The 17,700-nt window shown below is 69.9% G+C and carries 9 protein-coding genes and 1 tRNA gene; 1 reads left to right on the top strand and 9 read right to left on the bottom strand.

The window, feature by feature from the left end:
* Window positions 1-294 precede the first annotated feature (294 nt).
* Entirely contained in the window at window positions 295-4,410 is a 4,116-nt protein-coding gene (locus tag AVL59_RS00050; protein WP_067299155.1) for an nSTAND1 domain-containing NTPase, read from the top strand.
* Between the two features lie 233 nt (window positions 4,411-4,643).
* Here the strand turns inward: AVL59_RS00050 and AVL59_RS00045 are convergent.
* The 9 genes from AVL59_RS00045 to dnaA form a co-directional block, all read right to left on the bottom strand.
* Window positions 4,644-4,717: transfer RNA gene (locus AVL59_RS00045), tRNA-Ile, on the bottom strand.
* Window positions 4,718-4,829: 112 nt separating this feature from the next.
* The gene (locus tag AVL59_RS00040) at window positions 4,830-5,558 is read right to left on the bottom strand and encodes a DUF3566 domain-containing protein (RefSeq protein WP_079146446.1); all 729 of its coding nucleotides are present in this window, start codon (window positions 5,556-5,558) and stop codon (window positions 4,830-4,832) included.
* Between the two features lie 18 nt (window positions 5,559-5,576).
* Window positions 5,577-8,174, bottom strand: a complete 2,598-nt coding sequence (gene gyrA, locus AVL59_RS00035; RefSeq protein ID WP_067299153.1) for a DNA gyrase subunit A — start codon at window positions 8,172-8,174, stop codon at window positions 5,577-5,579.
* A gap of 42 nt (window positions 8,175-8,216) precedes the next feature.
* Window positions 8,217-10,298: a DNA topoisomerase (ATP-hydrolyzing) subunit B gene (gyrB, locus tag AVL59_RS00030; RefSeq protein ID WP_067299152.1), complete on the bottom strand. Its 2,082-nt coding sequence runs from the start codon at window positions 10,296-10,298 to the stop codon at window positions 8,217-8,219.
* 361 nt (window positions 10,299-10,659) lie between these two features.
* Entirely contained in the window at window positions 10,660-11,241 is a 582-nt protein-coding gene (locus AVL59_RS00025) for a DciA family protein (protein WP_067299151.1), read from the bottom strand.
* Entirely contained in the window at window positions 11,238-12,359 is a 1,122-nt protein-coding gene (recF, locus tag AVL59_RS00020; protein WP_067299150.1) for a DNA replication/repair protein RecF, read from the bottom strand. Before recF ends, AVL59_RS00025 begins: the two co-directional genes overlap by 4 nt.
* Before the next feature lie 53 nt (window positions 12,360-12,412).
* A complete protein-coding gene (gnd, locus tag AVL59_RS00015) occupies window positions 12,413-13,288 on the bottom strand; it encodes a phosphogluconate dehydrogenase (NAD(+)-dependent, decarboxylating) (protein WP_067299149.1) in 876 nt (291 codons plus the stop codon).
* 288 nt (window positions 13,289-13,576) lie between these two features.
* On the bottom strand, window positions 13,577-14,707 hold the full coding sequence (gene dnaN / locus AVL59_RS00010; protein ID WP_067299148.1) for a DNA polymerase III subunit beta: 1,131 nt from the start codon (window positions 14,705-14,707) through the stop codon (window positions 13,577-13,579).
* Window positions 14,708-15,702: 995 nt separating this feature from the next.
* A partial coding sequence (dnaA, locus tag AVL59_RS00005) for a chromosomal replication initiator protein DnaA (protein ID WP_269466058.1) occupies window positions 15,703-17,700 on the bottom strand: 1,998 nt, incomplete at its 5' end.

Raw genomic sequence — 17,700 nt, 5'->3', positions numbered from 1 at the left:
GTGATGACTCTCGTATCCGTGATGTCTCTGGCGCCCGCGATGTCATGTCCGTGATCTCGCCGGCGGAAGTTGTCCGAGAACGTTCTGCGCCATCCGCAGCCTCTTCGCACACCGAGCCGGTGGCCTGTCGAGACGGCCGGTGACGGGCTCGCTACCGGGACGTGATCCTGCCACCTGTCGCCCCCAACGAGGAGATTCCCGTCTCCGGTCCACCGCTTATCCGCAGGTCAGCCATATAGGGTGAGTTTTCCGGTCCGGACGTCCACAGCGGGGGGAAGTAAGGGTGGTGGGACCTTGGGTTCCGACTCAGGGGCACGCACAGCTTTCGCCGAGCGCCTCGCGCTGCTGTACAAGGAGGCCGGAAATCCTCCCCTGAAGAGCGTGTCCGAGGCGGTCGTCCGACTGCAGCGGACGGACGAGCGCGGCAGGCCCGTGCGGGTCTCCGCCCAGCGCATCAGCGACTGGCGACGGGCCAAGAACGTGCCGGCCCAGTTCGCCGCCCTCCAGGCCGTCCTCCAGATCCTGATCCCCGAGGCCCGCCGTGCGCGGCCGGTTCCGGTCTCCGCCGGGCTGTACGACCTCGCGCAGTGGCAGCGTCTGTGGGAGCGCGCCCTGGCCGACCCGGCCGGCGACCGCCCGGCGGAGCCCGCGCCCGAGGAGGGGCGGCCGCAGGCCCAGGCCCCGCCCGTCGCCGGTGGTGTGTGCCCCTACCGGGGCCTCGCCTCCTACCGCGAGGAGGACGCCCGCTGGTTCTTCGGCCGGGAGCGCAGCACACGGGCCCTCGTCGCCCAGCTGCGCGCCGCGGAGAAGACGGGCGGGCTGATCATGCTGGTCGGCGCCTCGGGCGCCGGAAAGTCGTCGCTGCTCAACGCCGGCCTGGTGCCCGCGGTGCAGGACGGCGCGCTCGGGGACGGGAACAGCCGGCCGAGCTCGGTGCTCCAGCTGGTGCCGGGCCCCGATCCGCTCGGCGAACTGACCCGCCGCATCCCGGAGCTCGCCTCCCTCGCCGTCGACGCGTGCGAGGCCGAGAAGGAGGCGGCCGAGAACCCGGCGGTGCCGGGGTCCGACGCGGCGCACTTCGCCCAGGGGGTACGCGAAGCCGTCACGGCATGGGCGCTGCGGGAGGCCTCCACGGCCGAGCAGCCGTCCCCCGGCACCGGCCTCACGGACATCGAGGCACCGTCGGCCACCGAACCGGCCGCCGACCCCGCCCCGACCGCCCGGCCGGTCCTGATCGTGGACCAGTTCGAGGAGACCTTCACCCTCTGCGCCGACGAGGCGGAACGGCGTACCTTCCTCCAGTTCCTGCACGCGGCTTGCGCACCGGCCACCGACTCGGGCTCCCCCGCCCCCGTACTGGTGGTCCTCGGCATCCGCGCCGACTTCTACGAGCGCTGCCTCGGCTATCCCGAGCTGGCCGACGCGCTGCAGCACCGGCACATGGTGCTCGGGCCGCTGACCACCGCGGAGCTGCGCGAGGCGGTGACCGGCCCCGCCAAGGCCGTGGGCCTGGAGCTGGAACCCGGGCTGGCCGAGCTGATCGTGCGCGAAGTGAGCGCCGACGGCCCGCGCGGGGCCCACGACGCCGGAGTGCTCCCGCTCCTGTCCCACGCCCTGCTCGCCACCTGGCAGCGCCGCAAGGGGGGACGGCTGACCCTGGCGGGCTACCGCGCGGCGGGCGGCATCCAGGGCGCGGTGGCGGCGACCGCCGAACGCGCCTGGACCAGCCTCGACCCCGCCGCCCGCACGGCCGCCCGGCTGCTCCTGCTGCGTCTGGTCCGGCTGGGCGAGGACACCCAGGCCACCCGCAGACGGGGCACCCGCCGCCAGCTGGCCCAGGAGTCGGCGGACCCCGGCAAGACCGAGGAGTCGCTGGAGACGCTGGTACGCGCCCGTCTGGTGACCCTCGACGCGGAGACCGTGGAGATCACCCACGAGGCCCTGCTGCACGCCTGGCCCCGGCTGCGCCACTGGATCGACGAGGACCGGGGCGACCATCTGCTGCGCCAGCGGCTGGAGGAGGACGGGCGGGCCTGGGAGGTCTCGGACCGGGACAGCTCGCTCCTGTACCGCGGCTCCCGGCTGGAACAGGCCCGCAGCTGGGCGAAGTCCGCCGGGGACACCTATCTGACCCGCAGCGCGGTGCAGTTCCTGGCCGCCTCGGTCAGGCTGCGCAGGCGCACGGTCCTGATCAGCCGCGCCGCGGTGACGGCGCTGGTCGTGCTCGCCGTGCTGGCCGCGGGTTCGGCGGTGGTCGCGTGGCAGCAGCGGGACGACGCCGTGTTCGAACAGGTGCTCGCCGAGGCGGACCGGGTCCAGCACACGGACCCGTCGCTGGCCGCCCAGCTCGATCTGGTGGCCCACGATCTGCGGCCGGACGACAAGGGGGCGTACAGCCGGCTGATCTCGATCGTCAACGCGCCGCTGGCCACCCCGCTGCTCGGCCACACCGGCGCCGTCTACCTCACCTCCTTCAGCCCCGACGGCAAGACCCTGGCCACGGCCAGCTACGACCGGACCGTCCGGCTGTGGAACGTGGCCGACCGCAGCCACCCCAAGCCCCTGGGCAAGCCCCTCACCGGACACACCAGCTGGGTGAGCAGCGCCGTCTTCAGCCCCGACGGGCACACCCTGGCCAGCGCCGGCGACGACGGCACGATCCGGCTGTGGGACGTGACCGACCCCGCCCGCCCCTCCCCGCTCGGCGCGCCGCTGACCGGCCACAAGGGCACGATCTACCTGGTCGCCTTCAGCCCGGACGGGCACACGCTGGCCTCCGCGAGCGAGGACCGCACCGTACGCCTGTGGAACGTGGCCGACCCGCGCCGGCCGAAGCCGCTCGCCACGCTGGGCGGCCACACCGCCCCGGTGCGCTGCGTGGCCTTCAGCCCCGACGGACACACCCTCGCGGCGGGCGGCGACGACGACACCGTCCGGCTGTGGAACACGGCCGACCCGCGCCGGCCCGAACCCCTGCGCACGGTGCTGACCGGCCACACGGACCTCGTGCACTCGGTGGCCTTCAGCCCCGACGGGCGCACCCTGGCCAGCGGCAGCGCGGACGACACCATCCGGCTGTGGAACGTCGCCGACCCACAGCGCGCGGCACCGATCGGCTCACCGCTGACCGGCCACACCGGCCCCATCTGGTCCGTGGCCTTCAGTCCCGACGGCGACCGGCTCGCCGCCGCCAGCGCGGACAGCACGGCCAGCCTGTGGAACGTCGCCGACCCCGCCTCCCCCTCCCAGGTCGGCCAGCCGCTCGTGGGCAGCAGCGGCGAGATGTACGCCCTGGGGTTCAGCCCCGACGGACACACCCTCGCCACCGGCAGCGGTGACAGCAAGGTCCGCCTCTGGTCGATCCCGACGTCGGACATGATCGGCCGCAGCGCGGCGTTCCGGCCGGACGGCAAGGTGCTCGCCACGGCCGCGCGCGACGGCAGGATCCGGCTGTGGAACGCGGCGGCGCCCGACCGGCCCGTGGCGCTGGGCAGGCCGTTCATGGAAGCGGACGGCGGCCAGCGTTCGATCGTCTTCTCCCCCGACGGCCATACCCTCGCGGTGCTGAACGGCAAGGCGAGGCTGTACCTGTGGAACGTGGGCGACCCGGCCCGTCCGGTCCTCACCGGGCCGCTCCTCGGCCTGCGCACCCGCTTCGCGGGCACCCACGCGCTGGCGTACAGCCCGGACGGACGGACCCTGGCCACCGTCTACGGCGACCACACCATCCAGCTGTGGAACGTCACCGACCCCGCCCGTACCGTCCCGCTCGGCAAGCCGCTCTCCGGGCACCGGGGCTACATCAACGCCCTCGTCTTCAGCCCGGACGGGCACACCCTCGCCAGCGGCAGCGCGGACCGCACCATCCGGATGTGGAACGTCGCCGACCCCGCCCGCGTCACCCCGCTCGGCCATCCGCTCACCGAGCACTCCGCCCCGGTCAACGCGCTCGCCTACAGCCCGGACGGGCACACCCTCGCCAGCGGCAGCGACGACGACACCGTACGGCTCTGGGACGTCACCGACCCCCGGGCGGCGACCGCGCTCGGCGCCTCCCTGACCGGCCACACCGAGGCGGTCACCTCGCTGACCTTCACCGCGGACGGCCAGACCCTGGCGAGCGGCGGCGACGACAACACGATCCGGCTCTGGAACGTCACCCGCCCCTCCGCGGCGAGGCCGATCGGCCAGTCGATGAGCCCCTACGCCAAGACGGGAAATTTCCTGTCCTTCAGCCCCAACAGCCGTGTGCTCGGGGTGTCGAGCGGCGCGGACACGGTCCGGCTGTGGCGTCTGGACGCCGACGAGGCCATCCGCCACATCTGCGCGGTCACCAGCGGCGTCATGACCCCGCAGAAGTGGCACGAGTACCTGACCCGTCTGTCGTACGACCCCCCGTGCCCCCGCTGACCGATCAAGATCAGCCAACTACCTGGCCATTACGTCCCGTTGCCTCCCACAGTCCCGACAACCTTGTTACCCTTGGCCATAGCCCGATCGCTGGTGCATCCCCCGTCGCCAGCGATCGGGCCTTTTTTCGTGTCGTGAAGCGGAATCCACGTATGCATGTGTGCTCGGAACCATGCAGGCATCCGCACACGCGAAAGACCCCCGGTCCATCTGGACCGGGGGTCTTCGTACTGTGGGGCTAACAGGATTTGAACCTGTGGCCTCATCCTTATCAGGGATGCGCTCTAACCAACTGAGCTATAGCCCCGCCGCGCTGTGCGGTGTGTGTCCCGCGCGCTGACTCCTGAAGATTAGCGCACGAGGGGGGCAGTCCCAAAATCGGTTGTCGGGGGACCGTCAGCAGGGGGCGGCAGGTGGGGTCACTCGTCCTCGGCCAGCGTCAGCTCGATGCCGCCCACGAAGCCCGCGGACAGGTTGTAGATGAACGCGCCGAGGGTGGCCAGAGCCGTCGCGAGGACCACGTCGATCACCGCGATGATCGACGTGAACGTCAGAACGTGCGGGAGGGAGAGGAAAGCCTGGAGGTCGAAGCCGTTCGCCTCGTTGGAGCCGGTCGCCTCCGAGATGGTGCCGCCGACCGTCGAGAACACACCCATCGCGTCCATGACCATCCACAGCACCGCCGAGGCGACGATCGTGCAGATGCCGAGCGCGATGGAGAGCAGAAAGCTGACCTTCATGACCGACCACGGGTCGGCCTTGGCGACGCGGAGCCGGGCCTTGCGGGTGCGCGGAGCGGTCTTCGCGCCGGTGCGCGGCCGGCGTACGGCGCCCGTCGGAGCCTGCGCCGGATAGGCCTGCGGCGGGTGATAGGGCCCCGCGGGCTGCTCGGGGCGCCGCTCACCGGGCAGCGGGGAGGCCTGCCCCTCCGCCGGGCCGGGCTGGGTCTGCGGGCCGCGGGTGTCCGTCACAGTTCCCCCCTGGGGTCCATGAGCATCGGGCGAGGGTGAGTCGGCCTTGCCTGCGTCGATCTTGCGCAGCTGGGTGGTGTGCGGATCCGCCGCACGCGCGGCGGAGCCACGGCCGCCGCCGTCCGTTTCCGTACCCGTCGAGGTACCGGCCGATCCAGCGCCCGTGGCTCCGCTCACGATGACTCACTCCTCGTGCTACTCGGCCGAGGGCGCCTCACCCTCGTCCGTGCCGGTGGTCGCGGCACCCTCGGCGGCCTCGTCCACGGCCACATCGCCGTCGACCTCCTCCGCCTCGCGCCCCGCCTCGGCGTTACGTGCGATACCGACCACGGCATCGCGCTTGCCCAGGTTGATCAGTTGGACGCCCATGGTGTCACGGCCCGTCTCCCTGACCTCGTTGACTCGCGTACGAATCACACCGCCGGACAGGGTGATGGCGAGGATCTCGTCGTTCTCCTCGACAACCAGCGCGCCGACGAGAGAACCACGGTCCTCCACGATCTTGGCGGCCTTGATGCCGAGGCCGCCGCGACCCTGGACGCGGTACTCGTCGACAGCGGTCCGCTTCGCGTACCCGCCGTCCGTCGCAGTGAACACGAACGTACCGGGTCGAACAACATTCATCGAGAGAAGCTCGTCGCCCTCACGGAAACTCATCCCCTTGACGCCGGAGGTGGCGCGGCCCATCGGGCGCAGGGTGTCGTCCGAGGCGGTGAACCTGATCGACTGTGCCTTCTTGCTGATCAGAAGGAGATCGTCGTCGGCCGAGACCAGCTCGGCACCGATCAGCTCGTCGTCGGATCCGTCCTCGCGCTCGCGCAGGTTGATCGCGATCACACCGCCGGAACGGGGCGAATCGTAATCCTTCAGAGGCGTCTTCTTGACCAGACCGGCCTTGGTCGCCAGAACCAGGTAGGGCGCCGCCTCGTAGTCGCGGATCGCGAGGATCTCGGCGATCGCCTCGTCCGGCTGGAAGGCCAGCAGGTTCGCCACGTGCTGACCGCGCGCGTCCCGGCCGGCGTCCGGAAGCTCGTACGCCTTCGCCCGGTACACCCGGCCCTTGTTCGTGAAGAACAGCAGCCAGTGGTGGGTGGTGGAGACGAAGAAGTGGTCGACGATGTCGTCTTCCTTCAGCTTCGTGCCACGCACGCCCTTGCCGCCGCGCTTCTGCGCCCGGTAGTCGTCCGTCTTCGTCCGCTTGACGTAGCCGCCGCGCGAGACGGTGACGACGATGTCCTCCTCGGCGATCAGGTCCTCGATGGACATGTCGCCGTCGTAGGGCACCAGCATGGTCTTGCGGTCGTCGCCGTACTTCTCGACGATCGCGGCCAGCTCCTCGCTGACGATCCCGCGCTGGCGGACCGGCGAGGCGAGGATCGCGTTGTACTCGGTGATCTTCGCCTGCAGCTCGTCGTGCTCCTGGACGATCTTCTGGCGCTCCAGAGCGGCCAGGCGGCGCAGCTGCATCTCGAGGATCGCGTTCGCCTGGATCTCGTCGATCTCCAGGAGGCCCATCAGGCCCCCGCGCGCGATCTCGACGGTCTCACTGCGCCGGATCAGCGCGATGACCTCGTCGATGGCGTCCAGGGCCTTCAGCAGACCGCGCAGGATGTGGGCGCGCTCCTCGGCCTTGCGCAGCCGGAAGCGGGTCCGGCGGACGATGACCTCGATCTGGTGCGTCACCCAGTGCCGGATGAACGCGTCGAGCGAGAGCGTGCGCGGCACGCCGTCGACCAGCGCCAGCATGTTGGCGCCGAAGTTCGTCTGCAGGTCCGTGTGCTTGTACAGGTTGTTCAGGACGACCTTGGCGACCGCGTCCCGCTTGAGGACGATCACCAGGCGCTGGCCGGTGCGGGACGACGTCTCGTCGCGGACGTCCGCGATACCGCCGATCTTGCCGTCCTTCACCAGGTCGGCGATCTTCTGCGCCAGGTTGTCCGGGTTCACCTGGTACGGCAGCTCGGTGACCACCAGGCACTGGCGGTTCTGGATCTCCTCGACCTCGACCACCGCGCGCATCGTGATGGAGCCGCGGCCGGTGCGGTACGCCTCCTCGATGCCCTTGCGGCCGACGACCAGCGCGCCGGTCGGGAAGTCCGGGCCCTTGATGCGCTCGATGAGGGCGTCGAGCAGCTCCTCGTGGCTCGCCTCCGGGTTCTCCAGGTACCACTGGGCGCCGGCCGCCACCTCGCGCAGGTTGTGCGGCGGGATGTTGGTCGCCATGCCGACCGCGATACCGGCCGAGCCGTTGATCAGCAGGTTCGGGAAGCGAGAGGGCAGGACGGTCGGCTCCTGGGAGCGGCCGTCGTAGTTGTCCGTGAAGTCGACGGTCTCCTCGTCGATGTCGCGGACCATCTCCATCGACAGCGGCGCCATCTTGCACTCGGTGTAGCGCATCGCCGCCGCCGGGTCGTTGCCCGGAGAGCCGAAGTTGCCGTTGGAGTCCACCAGCGGCATCCGCATCGACCACGGCTGGGCGAGGCGCACCAGGGCGTCGTAGATCGAGGAGTCGCCGTGCGGGTGGTAGTTGCCCATGACGTCGCCGACGACACGGGCGCACTTGTAGAAGCCGCGCTCGGGGCGGTAGCCGCCGTCGTACATCGCGTACAGGACGCGGCGGTGGACGGGCTTGAGGCCGTCCCGGACGTCGGGCAGCGCACGGGACACGATGACGGACATCGCGTAGTCCAGGTACGAGCGCTGCATCTCCGTCTCGAGCCCGACGGGCTCGACACGCAGGACGATCTCGCCGCCCTCGGTCTCAGGGGTTTGCGGAGTGTTCTCGTCGGCCATTGCTGGTGAAGATCCTTCCTGGTGCGGTCAGCTGAGACCGACTCAGATGTCGAGGAAGCGGACGTCCTTGGCGTTGCGCTGGATGAACTGGCGCCGGGCCTCGACGTCCTCACCCATCAGGACCGAGAACAGGTCGTCGGCCTGGGCCGCGTCGTCCAGGGTGACCTGGCCGAGGACGCGGTGCTCCTGGTCCATCGTCGTCACGCGCAGCTCCTCGGCGTTCATCTCGCCGAGACCCTTGAAGCGCTGGATCGAGTCCTCCTTGACCCGCTTGCCGCGCTGACGGCCCATCTCCAGCAGCGCGTCGCGCTCACGGTCGGAGTACGCGTACTCGACCTCGTCCCGGCCCCACTTGATCTTGTACAGCGGCGGACGGGACAGGAACACGTGCCCGGCCTCGACCAGCGGCCGCATGAAGCGGAACAGGAACGTCAGCAGCAGGGTGTTGATGTGCTGGCCGTCGACGTCGGCGTCCGCCATCAGGATGATCTTGTGATAGCGGAGCTTCTCGATGTCGAAGTCCTCGTGCACACCCGTGCCGAAGGCCGAGATCAGCGCCTGGATCTCCTGGTTCTGCAGGATCTTGTCGATCCTGGCCTTCTCCACGTTGAGGATCTTGCCGCGGATCGGGAGGATCGCCTGGTACTGCGGGTTGCGGCCCGACTTGGCCGAGCCGCCGGCGGAGTCACCCTCGACGATGAAGATCTCGCACTTGATGGGGTCGTTGGACTGGCAGTCCGAGAGCTTGCCCGGCAGCGACGCCGTCTCCAGCAGTCCCTTGCGACGGGTCAGGTCACGGGCCTTGCGGGCCGCCACGCGCGCGGTGGCCGCCTGGATGCCCTTGCGGACGATGTCCGCCGCCTCGACCGGGTTGCGGTCCAGCCAGTCGTTGAGGTGCTCGTAGACCGCCTTCTGCACGAAGGTCTTGGCCTCCGTGTTGCCGAGCTTGGTCTTCGTCTGGCCCTCGAACTGCGGCTCGCTCAGCTTCACCGAGATGATCGCGGTCAGACCCTCACGGATGTCGTCACCGGTGAGGTTGTCGTCCTTCTCCCGCAGCAGCTTCTTGTCGCGCGCGTACTTGTTGATCAGCGACGTCAGCGCGGCCCGGAAGCCCTCTTCGTGCGTACCGCCCTCGTGGGTGTGGATGATGTTGGCGAACGAGTACACACCCTCGCTGTAGCCGCTGTTCCACTGCATCGCGACCTCGAGGGACAGGCTCTTGTCCTTGTCCTCGGCGTCGAGGTCGATCACGGTGGGATGGACCACGTCTCCCTTGCGGGAGTTGAGGTACTTCACGAAGTCGACGATGCCGCCCTCGTAGTGGTACGTGACCGCCTTGACCTCGGCCTTCTCGTCCGCACCCGCCTCGTCCGCACCACTGGTGGCCTTCGCCGACTCGCGCTCGTCAGTGAGTTTGATCGTCAAACCCTTGTTGAGGAACGCCATCTCCTGGAAGCGCCGCGAAAGCGTCTCGAAGGAGTACTCGGTGGTCTCGAAGATGTCGCCGTCAGCCCAGAACGTGACCGAGGTACCCGTCTCGTCCGTCGCCTCGTGCTCGGCGAGCGGCGCCGTCGGGACGCCCATCTTGTAGTCCTGCGTCCAGCGGTGGCCGTCGGTCTTCACCTCGACCGACACCTTGCTGGACAGGGCGTTCACCACGGAGACACCGACACCGTGCAGACCGCCGGAGACGGCGTAGCCGCCGCCGCCGAACTTGCCGCCCGCGTGCAGCACGGTCAGCACGACCTCGAGAGCCGGCTTGCCCTCGGAGGGCACGATGCCCACCGGGATGCCACGGCCGTTGTCGACGACGCGCACGCCGCCGTCGGGGAGGATCGTCACATCGATGGTGTCCGCGTAGCCGGCCAGCGCCTCGTCGACGGAGTTGTCGACGACCTCGTACACCAGGTGGTGCAGACCGCGCTCGCCGGTGGAACCGATGTACATGCCGGGCCGCTTGCGGACCGCGTCCAGCCCTTCGAGCACGGTGATGGCGCTGGCGTCGTAGGAGGCGGAAGCCGCGCCAGAGTCTGCGGCCTCCCCGTTCACGCCGGCGTCGGTGGACGGGATGTTCTCGTTGGGGTTGCCGGAATCGGCCACGAAGCGCCCTTTCTGGCACAGCACGAGCCGGGCTCGGCGGGTTGCCGGAGCGGCTGCGGCATGTTGCGTTGGTCAGCCTTGATCAGCGTTGCTCAGCTTTTCCCGGACGGTCCCCACGATTGGGGCGGGATCGGCTTCCAGTCTACCGGTAGCGCCGACAGTGATGGGGGTTTGCCGGTACCTGAGTCCTCATGTGCCGCCCTGAACCGGACTCGGCCGGGTCCCGATATGCGGAAGGGGGCTCCAAGCGGCTCACAGCGCCACTCAGCGCTTCGGGCCGTCAACCCTTGGCTACTGGGGGGTCAGCTTGTGATCCACGCCTGGATACAAGGGCACGACGAGGGGCGCGCCGGCACCGCGCATCGACCTCATGACGTGAGGTACGTCACCCGTAGGTATCGCCGGGACCCGTGCTCCCCGGAGCCCGCAGGGGGCCGTAACGCCGGGCGGGACCCCCAGGACCGTTGACCTTGAGCAGCCGGACCGTACCGTGCCCGAGGTCCTCGTTCAGGCGGGCGACCAGCGTCGGGGCGAGCAGCCGCAGCTGGGTCGCCCACGCCGTCGAGTCGCACTGCACCGACAGCACCCGCTCGTCCTCGTCGTACTTCTGCGGCACGCAGTGCTTGGCCAGATCCTCGCCGACGATCTGCGGCCAGCGGCCCATGACACCGCCCACCGCGGCCGGTGTCTCCCAGCCGCGCTCGTTGATCAGCCGGTTGATCGCCGCGCCGAGCGCCATCGGGTCGCGACCGTCGGCGCGCGCACCGGAACGCAGACCGCCGCCGCGCCGCGCCTGCTTCTTCTGCCGCGCCGCGTCCCCACGCGCGCGTGCCTGCTCCTTGGCGGCGCGCAACGCCACGCGCGCGAGGTCGACACCGGAGGGCTCCGGAGCCTTCTTCGGGCCCTTCGAGCCCTTCGAGCCCTTTGGGTTCTCCGCGTTCTCGGAGGCGGATTCACCGGTGCTCATACGCGCTCCACCGTCCCGTCGGCCACCGCATAACGCGCGCCGATCAGCACGCCCGGTACGTCGTCGTCCACAGCTGCGGTGACCAGCACCTGCTCACCGGGCGCGACGAGCTCGGCCAGCCGCTCACGGCGGCGGGCGTCCAGCTCCGCGAAGACGTCGTCCAGGATCAGCACCGGCTCGTTGCCCTCCGCGCGCAGCAGATCGTACGAGGCCAGACGCAGCGCGAGGGCGTAGGACCAGGACTCGCCATGAGACGCGTACCCCTTGGCGGGCAGCTGACCGAGTCTGAGAAGCACATCGTCCCGGTGCGGGCCTATCAGGGTGACGCCCCGCTCGATCTCTTGCTTGCGCGCCTCCGTCAGGGCCGCCATCAGCTGGGCGTAGAGGTCCTCGCGCGTGTGCGCCTCGCCAGGCGCCGACGGCTTGTACTCCAGCACGATCGGACCGCCGCCGGGAGCCAGCTGCTCGTACGCCTTGTCGGCCAGCGGCTGAAGCGCGGCGATCAGGTCCAGACGCCGGGCGAGCACCTCGGCGCCCGCGCGCGCGAGGTGCTGGTCCCACACGTCGAGCGTGGACAGGTCCATGGAACGACCACCGTGACGGCGGGCCAGCGCGGCTGTCTTCAGGAGCGTGTTGCGCTGCTTGAGGACGCGCTCGTAGTCGGACCGCACACCGGCCATGCGCGGGGAGCGCGCGGTGATCAGCTCGTCCAGGAACCGGCGCCGCTCACCCGGATCCCCCTTCACCAGCGCGAGATCCTCGGGCGCGAACAGCACGGTCCGTACGATCCCCAGCACGTCCCTCGGCCTGACCTGCGAGGACCGGTTGATACGAGCCCGGTTGGCCTTGCCTGGATTCAGCTCCAGCTCGACCAGCTGCTGCCGCTCACCCTGCCTGACCTGCGCCCGGATGACGGCCCGCTCGGCACCCATACGGACCAGGGGAGCGTCGGAGGCGACGCGGTGGCTGCCGAGGGTGGAGAGATAGCCGACCGCCTCGACCAGATTGGTCTTGCCCTGCCCGTTGGGACCGACGAAAGCGGTGACGCCCGGATCGAGCGGGACCTCGACCCGGGCGTACGAGCGGAAGTCGGCCAGCGAAAGATGCGTGACGTGCATGGTCGTGCGCCGACCTCCCCCAGGGATTGTGGACCGCTTGGCGAACCTGTGGATTACTTCTTCTCTACGGCATGGCCGCCGAACTGGTTGCGCAGCGCGGCGATCATCTTCATCTGCGGCGAGTCCTCCTGCCGGGAGGCGAACCGCGCGAACAGCGACGCGGTGATCGCGGGAAGCGGCACCGCGTTGTCGATGGCGGCTTCCACAGTCCAGCGTCCCTCACCGGAGTCCTGTGCATAACCGCGCAGCTCGTCCAGGTGCTCGTCCTCGTCCAGCGCGTTCACCGCGAGGTCCAGCAGCCAGGACCGGATGACCGTGCCCTCCTGCCAGGAGCGGAAGACCTCACGGACGTCCGTGACGGAGTCGACCTTCTCCAGCAGCTCCCAGCCCTCGGCATAAGCCTGCATCATCGCGTACTCGATGCCGTTGTGGACCATTTTCGCGAAGTGGCCCGCGCCGACCTTGCCGGCGTGCACCGCGCCGAAGTCGCCCTCCGGCTTGAGCGCGTCGAAGACCGGCTGCACCTTGGCGACATTCTCGGCGTCGCCGCCGTACATCAGCGCGTACCCGTTCTCCAGGCCCCAGACGCCGCCGGAGACGCCGCAGTCGACGAAGCCTATGCCCTGGGCGGCGAGCTCCTCGGCGTGCTTCTCGTCGTCCGTCCAGCGGGAGTTGCCGCCGTCCACGACCACGTCGCCGGGCTCCAGCAGCTCGGCGAGCCGGTCGATGGTGGTCTGGGTGGGCTCGCCGGCCGGGACCATCACCCAGACGACGCGCGGCCCGCTCAGCTTGCCCACAAGTTCTTCCAGGCTGTGGACATCCGCGAGGTCGGCGTTGCGGTCGTATCCGATGACGGTGTGGCCCGCGCGGCGGATCCGCTCGCGCATGTTGCCGCCCATCTTGCCGAGGCCGACGAGACCGAGCTCCATCAGTTGTGTTCCTTAGGTTGCTGTGTGGCGTGTGGGGCACTTGCGTACCCGGGGCCGAGCCTAGTCCCGGCCCTCCATGCACAGCTGTGGGCATACGCGCTCATGCGTACGGCCTGACCTGCGGAATCCCGCACGGCGCCGACGGCCGACCGCCTGGCTGCGGGCAGCGTGCCTCTGGGGCGGCACGGGTCGGAGCAGTGGCACCCCGCGAACGCGGGCGAGCGACCCGCCCCCGGACCGGCCACAGCGCCGGCCACCCACAAAGGCAACCGGCGCTGTGGACAACAATCAGCCGCTCAGCCGCACCGGCATGATCAGGTACTTGTAGGCCTCGTCCGCCTCCGCGTCCAGCGCCGGCTTCCCACTGAGCAGCGCGGGCTTGGTGGACGTCGTGAACGACAGCTGGGCCACCGGAGAGTCGATGGCGCTCAGACCGTCCAGCAGGAAGGTCGGGTTGAAGGCGATCGAGATGTCGTCGCCCTCCAGCTGCGCGTCAACCCTTTCCACAGCCTGTGCATCGTCGCTGGAGCCGGCCTCCAGGATCAGCACACCCTGTTCGAAGCTCAGCCGCACCGGGGTGTTCCGCTCGGCGACCAGGGCCACACGCTTGACGGCCTCCACGAAGGGGGCGGTCTCGATCACGGCGACGGAGTTGAACTCGGTCGGGAACAGCGTGCGGTACTTCGGCAGGTCGCCCTCGAGCAGACGCGTGGTCGTCCGGCGGCCCGCGCCCTCGAAGCCGATCAGGCCCTCGCCGGCGCCGGAGCCGGAGAGCGCCAGCGTGACGCTGTCACCCGCGCCCAGCGACTTGGCGGTGTCCAGCAGCGTCTTCGCCGGGACCAGGGCGACGGCGGAGGCCTCCGGGTTCTCCGGCTTCCACAGGAACTCGCGGACCGCGAAGCGGTAGCGGTCGGTGGAGGCCAGGGTGACCGTGTCGCCCTCGATCTCGATGCGCACACCGGTGAGGACGGGCAGCGTGTCGTCACGGCCGGCCGCGATGGCCACCTGGGACACGGCGGCGGCGAAGACCTCGCCGGGGACGGTGCCCGTGGCGTTCGGCATCTGCGGCAGCGCCGGGTACTCCTCCACAGGCAGGGTGTGCAGGGTGAACCGCGAGGAACCGCAGACCACGGTCGCCCGTACACCGTCTGTGGAAATCTCCACCGGACGGTTGGGGAGGGCGCGGGAGATGTCGGCGAGCAGGCGGCCGGAGACGAGGACCGTGCCCTCCTCGTCGACCTCGGCCTCGACGCTCACGCGGGCGGAGACCTCGTAGTCGAAGCTCGACAGGCTCAGCTGGCCGTCCTCGGCCTTCAGCAGGAGGCCGGCGAGGACAGGCGCCGGCGGACGGGCCGGGAGGCTGCGTGCAGCCCACGCCACTGCCTCCGCGAGTACGTCGCGTTCCACCCGGATCTTCACCGTAAGCCGCCTCCTGCTGTTGCTACTGAGTCCTCCGACTCGGTGTCACCGCCCACTGCGAAGGGAAGGACACCGGGGACCAGTCTGACGCACCGCACTGACAGTAGGTGCCTGCCGGGGTCAAGTCGGTCCGAGGGGCAGCCGGGCTCGAGAGAGCGAGTTGTGCACAGCCCCCGCTTCAAAGCGATTCCCAGGCTCTCTCTAGTTGGGAGTAGTAGTAGGGCCTGTGGATACCGTGGATAACCTCGTTTGCCCAGCTCAGAGCCGGAATTTTGTCCACTGGGCCTGTGGGTGGAGGCGGTGGACAACTCGGTGTCTCTGTGGAGAACAGAAAGTTCTGCACACACCGCCCACAGCCCGAGGGCAGTTCTCCCCAGCTGCGTCCCCAGGTTTACCCACGTTTCCCACACCCCAATCCGGCACCTTCGTGTGACGGCTTTCACTCGGGGCGGTGAGCGGACGCGTCGCGTTGCCGAACAGTGGACAGTCATGTGGAGAAGCTGGAGATCGCTGGGGACAACCGGCCCCAGCCTGTGGGCTACCAGTGGACAACTTCATGCACAGCCTGTGGATCTCCGCTTCGTCCACAGCCTGTGGAGATCGTTCGTCCACGATTCCACAGGCTGCTGAGCTGGGCGGACGACTCTTCCCAAGACTCCCTGTGGACACGGTTCGGGACAACTTGGCAGTCCCCAGGATGTGGACGGAAAAAAGTCGGCGAATCTGTGGAGAGTGGCCGTAACCCGGCAGCGATTCGAACAGCCGGTTGCGAACGAGCAACGCTCCACAGCCCGCCGAGCGCCGTCGGACCCGTGCCGTGCCGCCGCCCGATCCGTGCTGTACCGCCGTCGGAGCCGTGCTGTGCCCCCCCGTACCCGGGGCAGCCGTGCGGCCGGCGAGGCGCGGGTGGGTGCCGCGAAAGCGACAGGGCGCCCCCGGGATGCGGTATCCCGAAGGCGCCCTCGGCGTTGCCGTACGGCCGGTGTCAGCGCATGTCAGCCGTTCTTGATGCGGTTCGTCAGCTCGGTCACCTGGTTGTAGATCGAGCGCCGCTCGGCCATCAGCGCCCGGATCTTGCGGTCGGCGTGCATGACGGTCGTGTGGTCGCGGCCGCCGAACTGCGCGCCGATCTTCGGCAGCGACAGGTCGGTCAGCTCCCGGCACAGGTACATCGCGATCTGCCGGGCGGTGACCAGCGCGCGCCCGCGCGAGGTGCCGCACAGGTCTTCCACCGTCAGCCCGAAGTAGTCGGCGGTCGCCGCCATGATGGCCGTCGCCGTGATCTCGGGGGCGGAGTCCTCGCCGCCGGGAATCAGGTCCTTGAGGACGATCTCGGTCAGGCCCAGGTCCACCGGCTGCCGGTTGAGCGAGGCGAACGCGGTCACCCGGATCAGCGCGCCCTCCAGCTCGCGGATGTTCCGCGAGATCCGGGAGGCGATGAACTCCAGTACCTCCGGCGGGGCGTTGAGCTGTTCCTGCACCGCCTTCTTGCGCAGGATCGCGATGCGCGTCTCCAGCTCGGGCGGCTGGACGTCGGTGATCAGACCCCACTCGAAACGGTTTCGCAGCCGGTCCTCCAGCGTGACCAGCTGCTTGGGCGGCCGGTCGGAGGAGAGCACGATCTGCTTGTTGGCGTTGTGGAGCGTGTTGAAGGTGTGGAAGAACTCCTCCTGCGTCGACTCCTTGTCCGCGAGGAACTGGATGTCGTCGACGAGCAGGATGTCCATCTCGCGGTAGCGCTTGCGGAAGCTGTCGCCCTTGCCGTCACGGATGGAGTTGATGAACTCGTTGGTGAACTCTTCCGAGCTGACGTACCGCACCCGCGTGCCCGGGTAGAGACTGCGCGCGTAGTGCCCGATCGCGTGCAGCAGATGCGTCTTGCCGAGCCCCGACTCCCCGTAGATGAACAGGGGGTTGTACGCCTTCGCCGGCGCCTCCGCGACCGCCACCGCGGCCGCGTGCGCGAACCGGTTGGAGGCGCCGATGACGAACGTGTCGAAGAGGTACTTCGGGTTCAGCCGGGCGGTGGGCTCACCGGGGCCGCTCGCCGGCGCGGGCGGCGCGGCCTGCGGACCGGGCGCGCCGCCCCCCGCGGCCGGCGGCAGGTCCGGGCGGCCGGGGCCGCCGCGGTGCACCGGGCCGACACCGGAGGGCGGCTCGGGCCGCTCGCGGCGGACGGGGTCGCGCTGGTCGTACTCGGCCCGGGACGGCTCGTACTCGGAGCGCGGGGAGTCGTAGTCCGGGCGGTCGTAGTCCGGTCGCGGTGCGTCGTACTCGGAGCGCGGCTGGTCGTAGGGCGGGCGCTCCATGCCCTGCGGGCGGTAGTCCTGGGCCGGCGAGCCGTAGGCGTCCGGCCCGGAGGAGCCGTAGGCGTCCTGCGGCGGCGAGGCGTACGGGTCGCGCTCGGGGAAGCCGAGGCGCGGCTGCTGCCAGCCGTACTCGTCCTGCGAGGGCCGGGGCCAGGCGCCGGGCTCGGGGCGCTGGTACTCGGACGGATACGCGGGGCGGGCGGTGGGGAGCTGATCCGCGCGGGACGGGGGGTGCTGGTCCCCACGGGTGGTGTGCAGCTGATCCCCGCGGGCGGGCGGCTCGCCGCCCGGGTGGTGGTCGCCGGCGCGGTGCCGGCCGTAGCCCTCGTACGGTCCGGAGGGCAGTTCCGGCTCCTCGTAGCGCGGCTGCGGCTGCTGTACGGGCGCCGAGGGAGCCGGCGGCTCGCCGGCGGAGTCGTCCACGGTGATCGCGATGCGGATGGGGCGGCCGCACTCGCGGCTCAGGGTGTCGCTGACGATCGGCGCGAGACGGCCTTCCAGTACGCCCTTCGCGAATTCGTTCGGTACGGCGAGCAGGGCGGTGTCCGCGACCAGCGCGAGCGGCTGGCAGCGTCGGATCCAGTGCTCGTCTTTTGCCTCGACACCCTGGCCGCGTCCCTCACCGAGGAGCTGCTCCAGTACGCGTGGCCACACTGCGGCAAGATCGGCAGGTACGTCAGCCAC

The organism is Streptomyces griseochromogenes, from assembly GCF_001542625.1.
Lineage (GTDB): Bacteria > Actinomycetota > Actinomycetes > Streptomycetales > Streptomycetaceae > Streptomyces > Streptomyces griseochromogenes.
The sequence above is the reverse complement of the archived record's forward strand: the minus strand, read 5'-3'. Positions and strand labels throughout refer to the sequence as shown.

Bases quoted from the DNA above. Each gene is read 5' to 3' on its own strand.
- recF (WP_067299150.1), bottom strand. From the start codon at position 12,359: ATGCACGTCACGCATCTTTCGCTGGCCGACTTCCGCTCGTACGCCCGG.
- gyrA (WP_067299153.1), bottom strand. From the start codon at position 8,174: ATGGCCGACGAGAACACTCCGCAAACCCCTGAGACCGAGGGCGGCGAG.
- AVL59_RS00025 (WP_067299151.1), bottom strand. From the start codon at position 11,241: ATGAGCACCGGTGAATCCGCCTCCGAGAACGCGGAGAACCCAAAGGGC.
- gnd (WP_067299149.1), bottom strand. From the start codon at position 13,288: ATGGAGCTCGGTCTCGTCGGCCTCGGCAAGATGGGCGGCAACATGCGC.